Origin of the sequence: Escherichia coli, from assembly GCF_036503815.1 — a bacterium.
In the GTDB taxonomy this organism is placed as follows: Bacteria; Pseudomonadota; Gammaproteobacteria; order Enterobacterales; family Enterobacteriaceae; genus Escherichia; species Escherichia coli_F.
Genome location: NZ_AP027764.1, coordinates 2,348,222 through 2,361,892, shown reverse-complemented (window position 1 = coordinate 2,361,892; position 13,671 = coordinate 2,348,222). Strand labels below are relative to the sequence as shown.

Here is a 13,671-nt window from a genome sequence, read left to right as displayed (position 1 = left end):
GCTAAGTAGAACCTATGAAAAATCCCTATTTCCCTACCGCACTTGGGTTGTATTTTAATTACCTGGTGCATGGTATGGGCGTCATTTTGATGAGCCTGAATATGGCCTCGCTGGAGACGCTTTGGCAGACCAATGCCGCAGGCGTCTCAATAGTTATATCATCGCTGGGTATTGGTCGATTAAGTGTCTTGCTTTTTGCAGGATTATTATCCGATCGCTTTGGTCGCCGCCCTTTTATCATGCTCGGGATGTGCTGCTATATGGCCTTCTTTTTTGGCATCCTGCACACCAATAACATCATTATCGCTTATGGGTTGGGCTTTCTGGCGGGAATGGCAAACAGTTTTCTCGATGCAGGCACCTATCCCAGTTTGATGGAAGCTTTTCCACGTTCACCGGGTACAGCTAATATTTTAATTAAAGCATTTGTTTCCAGCGGGCAATTTTTATTACCGCTAATCATCAGCCTGTTAGTGTGGGCTGAACTGTGGTTCGGCTGGTCCTTTATGATTGCCGCAGGCATTATGTTTATTAACGCTCTGTTTTTATACCGTTGTACGTTCCCACCCCATCCGGGTCGTCGCTTACCTGTCATAGAGAAAGCCACCAACTCTACGGAACATCGCTGTTCAATTATCGATTTAGCCAGTTATACCTTATATGGATATATCTCAATGGCAACCTTTTATCTGGTTAGCCAGTGGCTGGCACAGTACGGACAATTTGTTGCAGGCATGTCATACACTATGTCGATCAAACTACTCAGTATTTACACCGTGGGTTCGCTGCTTTGTGTATTTATTACCGCTCCACTCATTCGTAATACCGTTCGCCCAACAACATTACTGATGCTGTACACCTTTATCTCATTTATTGCTCTGTTTACCGTCTGTCTGCATCCCACATTTTATGTGGTGATAATATTTGCTTTTGTCATTGGTTTTACCTCTGCTGGAGGTGTTGTGCAAATTGGCCTGACATTAATGGCTGAACGTTTCCCCTACGCTAAGGGTAAAGCTACAGGGATCTATTACAGTGCGGGCAGTATTGCGACCTTTACTATTCCGTTGATTACGGCTCATCTGTCCCAAAGAAGTATTGCCGATATTATGTGGTTCGATACCGCCATCGCTGCCATCGGCTTTTTACTGGCACTGTTTATCGGCTTACGCAGCCGCAAAGAAACGTGGCATCACTCGCTAAAGGAAAATGTCGCTCCGGGTGGGTAATGCAATATTCTTTTCAGGTCATGCAAGATCTTACGGATAAATAACTCTTTCTGCGCCAACTAAGGAAAATCGCGATAAAAAACAAACTATGACATGCAATATTCCTGGAAACATAAACTTTATGCCATGTACCCAGGGAAAATCATCTTCAGTATAGTAATTATGTAAACCGTCGGAGAACAATACGTACGGTAACGAAATTATCTTTCAGCAAGGAGCTGTGAAAATGTCTCAAAATAAGGCTTTCAGCACGCCATTTATCCTGGCTGTTCTTTGTATTTACTTCAGCTATTTTCTGCACGGCATTAGTGTTATTACGCTTGCCCAAAATATGTCATCTCTGGCAGAAAAGTTTTCCACTGACAACGCGGGCATTGCCTATTTAATTTCCGGTATCGGTTTGGGCCGATTGATCAGTATTTTATTCTTCGGTGTGATCTCCGATAAGTTTGGTCGTCGGGCGGTGATATTAATGGCAGTAATAATGTATCTGCTATTCTTCTTTGGTATTCCCGCTTGCCCAAATTTAACTCTCGCCTACTGTCTGGCAGTGTGCGTAGGTATCGCTAACTCAGCGCTTGATACGGGTGGCTACCCTGCGCTCATGGAATGCTTTCCGAAAGCCTCTGGTTCGGCGGTCATACTGGTTAAAGCGATGGTGTCATTCGGACAAATGTTCTACCCAATGCTGGTGAGCTATATGTTGCTCAATAACATCTGGTACGGCTATGGGCTGATTATTCCGGGTATTCTGTTTGTACTGATCACGCTGATGCTATTGAAAAGCAAATTCCCCAACCAGTTGGTGGACGCCAGCGTAGCTAATGAATTACCGCAAATGAACAGCAAACCGTTAGTCTGGCTGGAAGGTGTTTCATCGGTACTGTTCGGTGTAGCTGCATTCTCGACCTTTTATGTGATTGTGGTGTGGATGCCCAAATATGCGATGGCTTTTGCTGGTATGTCAGAAGCTGAGGCATTAAAAACCATCTCTTATTACAGTATGGGCTCGTTGGTCTGTGTCTTTATTTTTGCCGCACTACTGAAAAAAATGGTCCGGCCCATCTGGGCTAATGTATTTAACTCTGCACTGGCAACAATAACATCAGCCATTATCTACCTGTACCCTTCTCCACTGGTGTGTAATGCCGGAGCCTTTGTTATCGGTTTCTCAGCGGCTGGCGGCATTTTACAGCTCGGCGTTTCGGTCATGTCAGAGTTTTTTCCCAAAAGCAAAGCCAAAGTCACCAGTATTTATATGATGATGGGTGGACTGGCTAACTTTGTTATTCCGCTGATTACCGGTTATCTGTCGAACATCGGCCTGCAATATATCATCGTTCTCGATTTTACTTTCGCGCTGCTGGCCCTGATTACCGCAATTATTGTTTTTATCCGCTATTACCGCGTTTTCATTATTCCTGAAAATGATGTGCGGTTTGGCGAGCGTAAATTTAGCACCCGGTTAAACACAATTAAGCATAGAGGTTAAAGGAGTTAATTATGGATGTTACCGCAAAATACGAATTGATTGGGTTGATGGCCTATCCTATCCGCCACAGTTTATCGCCCGAAATGCAGAATAAAGCCTTAGAAAAAGCGGGATTGCCATTTACCTATATGGCCTTCGAAGTGGATAACGATAGCTTTCCCGGAGCAATTGAAGGATTAAAAGCCCTCAAAATGCGCGGAACTGGTGTATCAATGCCGAACAAACAACTGGCGTGTGAATATGTTGATGAATTAACGCCAGCGGCCAAACTGGTGGGTGCCATCAACACCATCGTTAATGATGATGGCTATCTGCGTGGCTATAACACCGACGGCACGGGCCATATTCGCGCCATTAAAGAGAGCGGTTTTGATATCAAAGGCAAAACGATGGTGCTGTTAGGGGCCGGAGGTGCCTCAACGGCGATTGGCGCGCAGGGGGCAATTGAAGGTTTAAAAGAAATTAAACTCTTTAACCGTCGGGATGAGTTCTTCGATAAAGCCCTCGCCTTCGCGCAGCGGGTTAACGAAAACACCGATTGCGTCGTGACAGTCACCGATCTCGCCGATCAGCAAGCCTTTGCTGAAGCCCTGGCTTCCGCCGACATTTTAACCAATGGCACAAAAGTGGGTATGAAACCCCTTGAGAATGAATCATTGGTTAATGATATCAGTCTGTTACATCCGGGACTTCTGGTCACTGAATGCGTGTATAACCCGCATATGACGAAGTTATTGCAGCAGGCGCAACAAGCTGGTTGCAAAACGATTGATGGATACGGCATGTTGTTGTGGCAAGGGGCTGAACAGTTCACGTTATGGACTGGCAAAGATTTCCCTCTGGAATATGTTAAACAGGTCATGGGGTTCGGTGCCTGACAGGCTGACCGCGTGCAGAAAGGGTAAAAAATGAAAACCGTAACTGTAAAAGATCTCGTCATTGGTACGGGCGCACCTAAAATCATCGTCTCGCTGATGGCGAAAGATATCGCCAGCGTGAAATCCGAAGCTCTCGCCTATCGTGAAGCGGACTTTGATATTCTGGAATGGCGTGTTGACCACTATGCCGACCTCTCCAATGTGGAGTCTGTCATGGCAGCGGCAAAAATTCTCCGTGAAACCATGCCAGAAAAACCGCTGCTGTTTACCTTCCGCAGTGCCAAAGAAGGCGGCGAGCAGGCGATTTCCACCGAGGCTTATATTGCACTCAATCGTGCAGCCATCGACAGCGGCCTGGTTGATATGATCGATCTGGAGTTATTTACCGGTGATGATCAAGTTAAAGAAACCGTCGCCTACGCCCACGCGCATGATGTGAAAGTTGTCATGTCCAACCATGACTTCCATAAAACGCCGGAAGCCGAAGAAATCATTGCCCGTCTGCGTAAAATGCAGTCCTTCGACGCCGATATTCCTAAGATTGCGCTGATGCCGCAAAGTACCAGCGATGTGCTGACGTTGCTTGCCGCGACCCTGGAGATGCAGGAGCAGTATGCCGATCGTCCAATCATCACGATGTCGATGGCAAAAACTGGCGTAATTTCTCGTCTGGCTGGTGAAGTATTTGGGTCGGCGGCAACTTTTGGTGCGGTAAAAAAAGCCTCTGCGCCAGGGCAAATCTCGGTAAATGATTTGCGCACGGTATTAACTATTTTACATCAGGCATAAGCAATAATATTTCGGCGGGAATACCCTCCCCCGCCGAACTAAAAAAATATATTCAACCGTATTTAATAAAAATATTTCGTGAGTCTCTGCGCTCTAATTCTCCATCTGGCGTAGGGAAAATTACACCTGAATCAGGAATTAACAATGAAACCTGTAAAACCACCTCGTATTAATGGACGAGTGCCGGTCCTGTCGGCACAGGAAGCGGTGAATTATATTCCCGACGAAGCAACACTTTGTGTGTTAGGCGCTGGCGGCGGTATTCTGGAAGCCACCACGTTAATTACTGCTCTTGCTGATAAATATAAACAGACTCAAACACCACGTAATTTATCGATTATTAGTCCAACAGGGCTTGGCGATCGCGCCGACCGTGGTATTAGTCCGCTGGCGCAAGAAGGTCTGGTGAAATGGGCATTATGCGGTCACTGGGGACAATCGCCGCGTATTTCTGATCTCGCAGAAAAAAATAAAATTATTGCTTATAACTATCCACAAGGTGTACTTACACAAACCTTACGCGCCGCCGCAGCCCACCAGCCTGGTATTATTAGTGATATTGGCATCGGAACATTTGTCGATCCACGCCAGCAAGGCGGCAAACTGAATGAAGTCACTAAAGAAGACCTGATTAAACTGGTCGAGTTTGATAACAAAGAATATCTCTATTACAAAGCGATTGCGCCGGATATCGCCTTTATTCGCGCCACCACCTGCGACAGCGAAGGGTACGCCACCTTTGAAGATGAGGTGATGTATCTCGACGCATTGGTTATTGCTCAGGCGGTGCACAATAACGGCGGTATTGTGATGATGCAGGTGCAGAAAATGGTTAAGAAAGCCACGCTGCATCCTAAATCTGTCCGTATTCCGGGTTATCTGGTGGATATTGTGGTGGTCGATCCGGATCAAACCCAACTGTATGGCGGTGCGCCGGTTAACCGCTTTATTTCTGGTGACTTCACCCTTGATGACAGTACCAAACTTAGCCTGCCCCTAAACCAACGTAAATTAGTTGCGCGGCGCGCATTATTCGAAATGCGTAAAGGCGCGGTGGGGAATGTCGGCGTCGGTATTGCTGACGGCATTGGCCTGGTCGCCCGGGAAGAAGGTTGTGCTGATGACTTTATTCTGACGGTAGAAACAGGTCCGATTGGCGGTATTACTTCACAGGGGATAGCCTTTGGCGCGAACGTGAATACCCGTGCCATTCTGGATATGACGTCCCAGTTTGATTTTTATCACGGTGGCGGTCTGGATGTTTGTTATTTGAGTTTTGCTGAAGTCGACCAGCACGGTAACGTCGGCGTGCATAAATTCAATGGTAAAATCATGGGCACCGGTGGATTTATTGATATCAGTGCCACTTCGAAGAAAATCGTTTTCTGCGGCACATTAACTGCGGGCAGTTTAAAAACAGAAATTACCGACGGCAAATTAAATATCGTCCAGGAAGGACGGGTGAAGAAATTTATTCGGGAACTACCGGAAATTACTTTCAGCGGAAAAATCGCTCTCGAGCGAGGGCTGGATGTTCGTTATATCACTGAGCGCGCAGTATTCACGCTGAAAGAAGACGGCCTGCATTTAATCGAAATCGCCCCTGGCGTCGATTTACAAAAAGATATTCTCGACAAAATGGATTTCACCCCAGTGATTTCGCCAGAACTCAAACTGATGGACGAAAGATTATTTATCGATGCGGCGATGGGTTTTGTCCTGCCTGAAGCGGCTCATTAACAGGAGTATAATGATGGATTTTTCTTTAACTGAAGAACAAGAATTGCTGCTGGCCAGTATTCGCGAGTTGATTACGACCAACTTCCCGGAAGAGTATTTCCGCACCTGCGATCAAAACGGGACATACCCGCGTGAGTTTATGCGGGCACTGGCGGATAACGGCATTTCTATGCTTGGCGTGCCGGAAGAATTTGGTGGCATCCCTGCGGATTACGTCACCCAGATGTTGGCGCTGATGGAAGTGTCAAAATGCGGTGCTCCGGCATTTTTGATTACCAACGGTCAATGTATTCACAGCATGCGCCGTTTCGGTTCTGCTGAGCAGCTACGTAAAACGGCAGAGAGCACCCTGGAAACGGGTGATCCCGCCTATGCCCTGGCGTTGACGGAACCAGGCGCAGGCTCAGACAATAACAGTGCCACTACCACTTACACGCGTAAAAATGGCAAGGTTTACATCAACGGCCAGAAAACCTTTATTACCGGCGCGAAAGAGTACCCGTATATGCTGGTGCTGGCGCGCGATCCAGAACCGAAAGATCCCAAAAAAGCCTTCACCCTGTGGTGGGTCGACTCCAGTAAGCCCGGCATTAAGATTAACCCGTTGCATAAAATCGGCTGGCATATGCTCAGCACCTGCGAAGTCTATCTCGACAACGTGGAAGTTGAAGAGAGCGACATGGTGGGCGAAGAAGGAATGGGTTTCCTCAATGTGATGTATAACTTTGAGATGGAACGCCTGATCAATGCCGCGCGCAGCACCGGCTTTGCCGAGTGTGCCTTTGAAGATGCCGCCCGCTATGCCAACCAGCGTATCGCTTTTGGTAAGCCCATTGGTCATAACCAGATGATCCAGGAAAAACTGGCGCTGATGGCGATTAAGATCGACAACATGCGCAACATGGTGTTGAAAGTGGCATGGCAAGCCGATCAGCATCAGTCACTGCGCACCAGCGCGGCGCTGGCAAAACTGTACTGCGCACGTACCGCAATGGAAGTCATTGATGATGCGATTCAAATCATGGGCGGTCTGGGCTATACCGATGAGGCGCGCGTCTCTCGCTTCTGGCGTGATGTCCGTTGTGAACGTATCGGCGGCGGTACAGACGAAATTATGATTTACGTAGCGGGTCGGCAGATCCTGAAAGATTATCAGAACAAATAATCTGCAGGCGGCGCAGCTTCTTAACAAACTGCGCCGCCAGATTTATCCGGCAAGACTTACCGGTTGAGGAAATTCAGATAGGATTTCTTGTTCCGCAAAACAGTTTTTAAATTGCCTGCGGTAATCGCTGGGCGAACAGCCGACATGGCGCAAAAACAGTTTGGCAAAGTGATCGACATTTTCATAACCCACACGCCAGGAGATCTCTGCCTGTGATAATTCAGTATTGGTGAGTGACCATTTCGCTTCCGTCATACGCCGTTGAATAACATAGTTAATAGGGGAAATACGATACTCTTTGGTAAATTCATGGCAAATATAACTGACGCTGGCACGAAATTTTTTCGATAACTGCTCTAAAGTGATTTTTTCGCGATAATTATTATTCAGATAGAAAAGAATATCTTTTATCAGAACATCTTTTTTAATATACCCCTGCTCCGAACGATAAGCATTTTTAAAGTTTTCGTAGTAAAGAATTGCTAACGTATAGGCAAATGCGTCCCATAACGAAGATGTTTGGCTATTTTTACTTTGCGGCAAAATCACACTTAGCTCATTAAATAAGGTTTTAATGACTTCTTTTCCCTGCCCTGCGGCAATTACCGGGCAAGAATGCGGTTGCAGTAGCTGATTTTCCTCAGCCCCCTGAAACTGAAAGCCGTACAGCGCACAGGTACACGTCGTTGCTGGATCGTTAACGTCAGAGGCCACCGCATGCAACCTGCCACGTTCTATCACCACAATGTCATCGGCATGCGCGACATATAACGAAGAATCGATGGTAAACCTTGCTACCCCTTTCTTGACGTAAATCAGCTCGGTTTCATTGTCATGAACGTGATGTCCGGACTCCCATTTTGGATCATCGCTAAATGCAAAACGTGAAAGCCGTGGCGTTTTACCGGCGACAAACAGCGTTTCGCTGGCGTTATCAAAACAGCGTTGATACATGACAACCTCCCTATTCCATGAGCAAGCAAAAACAATATATGCCGGATAAAATACGGCGTGTATTGCGGTTATACAACCGCGTTTAGCGAGAGCTAAACAAGATTATTTACACTGAATGCAAGATTGTACGGTCATGGAATAACAACATTGCCGCAAATTGCACTTTTGTTTTAGCGATCGCATTTTTTTTGCAAGATTGTTGGCAAGGAAAACAGCTTGCTCCGTCGAAAACCCCGCACCGCTATCGCACACTATTTTCAGGCCATTTTTACCTTCCATCGGAGATGGTTCCGTATGCGACTCACAGGAGAAATCATGAAAATAATAACCTGCTTTAAGCTGGTGCCTGAAGAACAGGACATTGTTGTCACTCCAGAATATACCCTGAATTTCGACAATGCCGACGCCAAAATCAGCCAGTTCGATCTCAATGCCATTGAAGCTGCAAGCCAGATTGCAACAGATGACGATGAGATAGCCGCGCTGACCATTGGCGGCTCATTGTTGCAGAACTCGAAAGTGCGCAAAGACGTGCTATCCCGCGGGCCGCATAGCCTGTATTTGGTGCAGGAGGCGCAACTTGAACATGCACTGCCTCTCGATACCGCAAAGGCGCTGGCGGCAGCAGTTGAAAAGATCGGCTTCGATTTACTGATCTTTGGTGAAAGTTCCGGCGACCTTTATGCCCAGCAGGTTGGCTTGCTGGTCGGAGAAATTCTGCAACTTCCGGTGATTAATGCAGTGAGTGCTATTCAGCGTCAGGGTAATACACTGGTGATTGAACGCACGCTTGAAGATGATGTTGAAGTTATTGAGCTCTCTGTTCCAGCCGTGCTCTGCGTCACCTCCGATATTAACATGCCACGCATTCCTTCGATGAAAGCCATTCTCGGCGCGGGTAAAAAACCGGTAAATCAGTGGCAGGCAAGTGATATTGGCTGGAGCCAGAGCACACCACTTGCTGAACTGACCGGCATTCGCGTACCGCCGCAAACAGAACGTAAGCACATCATTCTCGATAACGATTCGCCGGAGGCCATTGCCGAGCTGGCGGAACATCTGAAGAAAGCCCTGAACTGAAGCCTACGGAGAAGAAACGATGAGTCAATTAAACAGCGTCTGGGTCTTTAGCGATAATCCTGAACGTTATGCTGAACTGTTTGGCGGCGCTCAGCAATGGGGCCAACAGGTGTATGCCATTGTACAAAATACCGACCAGGCGCAGGCAGTTATGCCTTATGGGCCAAAATGTATTTATGTTCTTGAGCAAAACGACGCGCTGCAACGTACTGAAAATTACGCCGAAAGCATTGCTGCCCTGCTGAAAGATAAACACCCCGCTATGTTGCTGTTGGCCGCGACGAAACGTGGTAAAGCTCTGGCAGCACGGTTAAGTGTGCAACTGAATGCGGCGCTGGTGAACGATGCCACGGCGGTGGATATTGTCGATGGTCACATTTGCGCCGAACACCGGATGTATGGCGGGTTAGCGTTCGCTCAGGAAAAGATCAACAGCCCGCTGGCGATCATTACCCTTGCACCCGGTGTTCAGGAACCGTGCACCAGTGATATCTCTCATCAGTGCCCGACAGAAACGGTACCTTATGTTGCCCTGCGTCATGAAATTCTCTGTCGCGAACGCCGTGCGAAAGCGGCAAGCAGCGTGGACCTGAGCAAAGCAAAACGTGTGGTTGGCGTCGGTCGTGGTCTGGCGGCGCAGGATGACCTGAAAATGGTCCACGAACTGGCGGCGGTGCTGAATGCTGAAGTCGGCTGTTCACGTCCAATTGCCGAAGGCGAGAACTGGATGGAGCGTGAACGTTATATCGGTGTCTCCGGCGTGTTGCTGAAATCCGATCTCTACCTGACGCTGGGGATCTCCGGGCAGATCCAGCATATGGTTGGCGGCAACGGTGCAAAAGTGATTGTCGCCATTAATAAAGATAAAAATGCGCCAATCTTCAACTATGCCGACTACGGTCTGGTGGGCGATATTTACAAAGTCGTCCCTGCCCTGATTAGCCAGTTGAGCCGCTAATTCCCCTTTCAACCACATCTCCCGCTGTAAATGCAGCGGGAAGGGAGCACAACGCATGTCGGATGACAAATTTGATGCCATTGTGGTCGGTGCGGGCGTTGCCGGTAGCGTTGCCGCACTGGTCATGGCGCGAGCCGGGCTGGATGTCCTGGTGATAGAACGCGGCGACAGTGCCGGATGCAAAAATATGACCGGCGGGCGTCTTTATGCCCACACACTTGAAGCGATTATTCCAGGCTTTGCAGCATCAGCGCCGGTAGAACGCAAGGTCACACGCGAGAAAATCTCCTTCTTAACCGAAGAGAGTGCCGTTACCCTCGATTTTCACCGCGAGCAACCAGATGTTCCGCAACACGAGTCTTATACCGTATTGCGTAATCGTCTGGACCCGTGGTTGATGGAACAAGCCGAACAGGCTGGCGCGCAGTTTATCCCGGGCGTTCGTGTCGATGCGCTGGTTCGTGAAGGAAATAAGGTCACTGGCGTTCAGGCCGGGGATGATGTTCTTGAAGCGAATGTGGTGATTCTGGCTGATGGCGTTAACTCGATGCTTGGCCGCTCGCTGGGAATGGTTCCCGCTTCCGATCCGCATCATTACGCAGTTGGTGTTAAAGAGGTTATTGGTCTTACACCAGAGCAAATCAACGATCGCTTTAATGTTATGGGCGAGGAAGGTACCGCCTGGCTGTTTGCCGGTTCCCCTTCTGACGGCCTGATGGGCGGCGGATTCCTCTATACCAACAAGGATTCCGTATCGTTGGGGCTGGTTTGTGGATTGGGTGATATCGCCCATGCAAAAAAAAGCGTGCCGCAAATGCTGGAAGATTTTAAACAACACCCTGCCATTCGCCCACTGATTAGCGGCGGCAAACTGCTTGAATATTCCGCGCACATGGTGCCGGAAGGCGGTCTGGCGATGGTGCCGCAGCTGGTTAATGAGGGCGTGATGATCGTCGGTGATGCCGCAGGTTTCTGCCTCAATCTGGGCTTTACGGTTCGCGGAATGGATTTAGCCATCGCATCGGCCCAGGCTGCAGCCACAACAGTGATTGCCGCTAAAGAACGCGCTGACTTCTCCGCCAGCAGCCTGGCGCAATACAAACGTGAGCTGGAACAAAGCTGCGTCATGCGTGATATGCAGCATTTTCGCAAGATCCCGGCGCTGATGGAAAACCCGCGCCTGTTTAGCCAATACCCACGAATGGTCGCCGACATCATGAACGATATGTTCACCATCGACGGCAAACCAAACCAGCCGGTACGCAAAATGATCATGGGACACGCGAAGAAAATTGGGCTGATCAACTTGCTGAAAGATGGCATTAAAGGAGCAACCGCGCTATGAGCCAGAACGCTACGGTTAACGTCGACATCAAATTAGGCGTCAATAAATTCCATGTTGATGAGGGCCACCCGCATATCATTTTGGCGGCAAATCCCGATATCAATGAATTCCGTAAATTAATGAAAGCTTGCCCTGCCGGACTTTATAAGCAGGATGACGCTGGAAACATTCATTTCGATTCCGCCGGTTGTCTGGAGTGCGGCACCTGTCGGGTGCTGTGCGGCAACACTATTCTCGAACAGTGGCAATATCTCGCAGGCACCTTCGGTATTGATTTTCGCTACGGCTAATCATGCATCCCACAGGCCCGCATCTCGGGCCTGATGTTCTGTTTCGAGAGTCCAAAATGAAAGTGACATTAACGTTCAACGAACAACGTCGTGCGGCGTATCGTCAGCAAGGATTATGGGGCGATGCTTCGCTGGCCGATTACTGGCAGCAGACCGCTCGTTCGATGCCAGATAAAATTGCCGTGGTCGATAATCATGGTGCATCGTACACCTATAGCGCGCTCGATCATGCCGCGAGGTGTCTGGCAAACTGGATGCTGGCGAAGGGTATTGAATCAGGGGATCGCATTGCTTTTCAACTGCCTGGCTGGTGTGAATTTACCGTTATCTATCTTGCCTGCCTGAAAACCGGTGCGGTTTCCGTGCCGCTGTTGCCTTCCTGGCGGGAGGCTGAACTGGTGTGGGTGCTCAATAAGTGTCAGGCAAAAATGTTCTTTGCACCGACGTTGTTTAAACAAACGCGTCCGGTAGATTTAATCCTGCCGCTGCAAAATCAGCTTCCACAACTACAACAAATTGTCGGCGTGGACAAACTGGCTCCCGCCACCTCTTCCCTCTCATTAAGTCAGATTCTCGCCGACAATACCCCACTGACTACGGCGATAACGACCCACGGCGATGAATTAGCCGCTGTGCTATTTACCTCCGGAACCGAGGGTCTGCCAAAGGGCGTGATGCTAACGCATAACAATATTCTCGCCAGTGAGCGGGCTTATTGCGCGCGGCTGAATCTGACCTGGCAGGATGTCTTTATGATGCCTGCGCCACTTGGTCACGCAACGGGCTTTCTGCATGGCGTAACAGCACCTTTTTTGATTGGTGCTCGCAGCGTGTTGTTAGATATTTTCACTCCTGATGCGTGTCTCGCGCTGCTTGAGCAGCAGCGTTGCACCTGTATGCTCGGCGCAACACCGTTTGTCTATGACCTTTTGAATTTACTGGAGAAACAGCCCGCAGACCTTTCAGCGCTGCGCTTCTTTCTTTGCGGCGGCACCACGATCCCCAAAAAGGTGGCGCGTGAATGCCAACAACGCGGCATTAAATTATTAAGTGTTTATGGTTCCACAGAAAGTTCGCCGCATGCGGTGGTAAATCTCGACGATCCTTTGTCGCGCTTTATGAACACCGATGGTTACGCTGCCGCAGGCGTAGAGATTAAAGCGGTCGATGATGCACGCAAGACCTTACCGCCTGGTTGTGTAGGTGAAGAGGCTTCGCGTGGCCCCAATGTGTTTATGGGGTATTTTGATGAACCGGAATTAACCGACCGTGCGCTGGATGAAGAAGGCTGGTATTACAGCGGCGATCTCTGCCGAATGGATGAAGCTGGCTATATAAAAATAACCGGGCGCAAGAAAGATATTATTGTCCGCGGCGGGGAAAATATTAGCAGTCGTGAAGTGGAAGATATTTTATTACAGCATCCTAAAATTCATGATGCTTGTGTTGTGGCAATGCCCGATGAACGCTTAGGTGAACGTTCATGCGCTTATGTCGTGCTGAAAGCGCCACATCATTCAATATCGCTGGAAGACATAGTGGCTTTTTTTAGCCGTAAACGGGTAGCAAAATATAAATATCCTGAACATATTGTGGTAATCGAAAAACTACCGCGCACGGCCTCCGGTAAAATACAAAAGTTTTTGTTAAGGAAAGATATTATGCGGCGATTAACTCAGGATATCTGCGAAGAGGTTGAATAAGTTTCATACTCGGGGATCACGTAAACCCGGCGACAAAACGCCGCCGGG

At 48.6% G+C, this 13,671-nt stretch carries 12 protein-coding genes; 11 read left to right on the top strand and 1 reads right to left on the bottom strand.

The window, feature by feature from the left end; translation table 11 throughout:
• The first annotated feature begins 14 nt into the window (after positions 1 to 14).
• The 6 genes from ydiM to ydiO all read left to right on the top strand — a co-directional run bounded on the left by ydiM (position 15) and on the right by ydiO (position 7,293).
• Positions 15 to 1,229: an MFS transporter gene (gene ydiM, locus AABJ99_RS11325; RefSeq protein WP_000795527.1), complete on the top strand. Its 1,215-nt coding sequence runs from the start codon at positions 15 to 17 to the stop codon at positions 1,227 to 1,229.
• Positions 1,230 to 1,455: 226 nt separating this feature from the next.
• A complete protein-coding gene (ydiN, locus tag AABJ99_RS11320) occupies positions 1,456 to 2,721 on the top strand; it encodes an MFS transporter (protein ID WP_032303145.1) in 1,266 nt (421 codons plus the stop codon).
• A gap of 11 nt (positions 2,722 to 2,732) precedes the next feature.
• Complete coding sequence (gene ydiB, locus AABJ99_RS11315; protein ID WP_000383469.1) at positions 2,733 to 3,599, top strand: quinate/shikimate dehydrogenase; 867 nt, start codon at positions 2,733 to 2,735, stop codon at positions 3,597 to 3,599.
• Between the two features lie 30 nt (positions 3,600 to 3,629).
• Positions 3,630 to 4,388: a type I 3-dehydroquinate dehydratase gene (gene aroD / locus AABJ99_RS11310; RefSeq protein WP_000860201.1), complete on the top strand. Its 759-nt coding sequence runs from the start codon at positions 3,630 to 3,632 to the stop codon at positions 4,386 to 4,388.
• A gap of 144 nt (positions 4,389 to 4,532) precedes the next feature.
• Positions 4,533 to 6,128, top strand: coding sequence for an acyl CoA:acetate/3-ketoacid CoA transferase (ydiF, locus tag AABJ99_RS11305; protein WP_039020766.1), 1,596 nt, complete (start codon positions 4,533 to 4,535; stop codon positions 6,126 to 6,128).
• Positions 6,129 to 6,141: 13 nt separating this feature from the next.
• Positions 6,142 to 7,293, top strand: a complete 1,152-nt coding sequence (ydiO, locus tag AABJ99_RS11300) for an acyl-CoA dehydrogenase (RefSeq protein WP_000347836.1) — start codon at positions 6,142 to 6,144, stop codon at positions 7,291 to 7,293.
• A gap of 42 nt (positions 7,294 to 7,335) precedes the next feature.
• Here the strand turns inward: ydiO and ydiP are convergent, their stop codons facing one another.
• Positions 7,336 to 8,247: an AraC family transcriptional regulator gene (gene ydiP, locus AABJ99_RS11295; protein ID WP_000284798.1), complete on the bottom strand. Its 912-nt coding sequence runs from the start codon at positions 8,245 to 8,247 to the stop codon at positions 7,336 to 7,338.
• Between the two features lie 315 nt (positions 8,248 to 8,562).
• Between ydiP and ydiQ the strand changes: the two genes are divergently transcribed.
• From ydiQ to fadK, 5 genes are read left to right on the top strand one after another with little or no spacing between them, the layout of a single operon-like run.
• Complete coding sequence (gene ydiQ, locus AABJ99_RS11290) at positions 8,563 to 9,327, top strand: electron transfer flavoprotein (RefSeq protein WP_039020764.1); 765 nt, start codon at positions 8,563 to 8,565, stop codon at positions 9,325 to 9,327.
• Between the two features lie 19 nt (positions 9,328 to 9,346).
• The gene (ydiR, locus tag AABJ99_RS11285; protein WP_039020763.1) at positions 9,347 to 10,285 is read left to right on the top strand and encodes an electron transfer flavoprotein subunit alpha; all 939 of its coding nucleotides are present in this window, start codon (positions 9,347 to 9,349) and stop codon (positions 10,283 to 10,285) included.
• 55 nt (positions 10,286 to 10,340) lie between these two features.
• The gene (gene ydiS, locus AABJ99_RS11280; RefSeq protein WP_039020762.1) at positions 10,341 to 11,630 is read left to right on the top strand and encodes an FAD-dependent oxidoreductase; all 1,290 of its coding nucleotides are present in this window, start codon (positions 10,341 to 10,343) and stop codon (positions 11,628 to 11,630) included.
• Positions 11,627 to 11,920 (top strand): ferredoxin family protein, encoded by a 294-nt coding sequence (ydiT, locus tag AABJ99_RS11275; RefSeq protein ID WP_338387559.1) that lies wholly within the window; start codon positions 11,627 to 11,629, stop codon positions 11,918 to 11,920. Before ydiS ends, ydiT begins: the two co-directional genes overlap by 4 nt.
• A gap of 56 nt (positions 11,921 to 11,976) precedes the next feature.
• Positions 11,977 to 13,623 (top strand): medium-chain fatty-acid--CoA ligase, encoded by a 1,647-nt coding sequence (gene fadK, locus AABJ99_RS11270; protein ID WP_039020771.1) that lies wholly within the window; start codon positions 11,977 to 11,979, stop codon positions 13,621 to 13,623.
• The last annotated feature ends 48 nt before the right edge of the window (positions 13,624 to 13,671 follow it).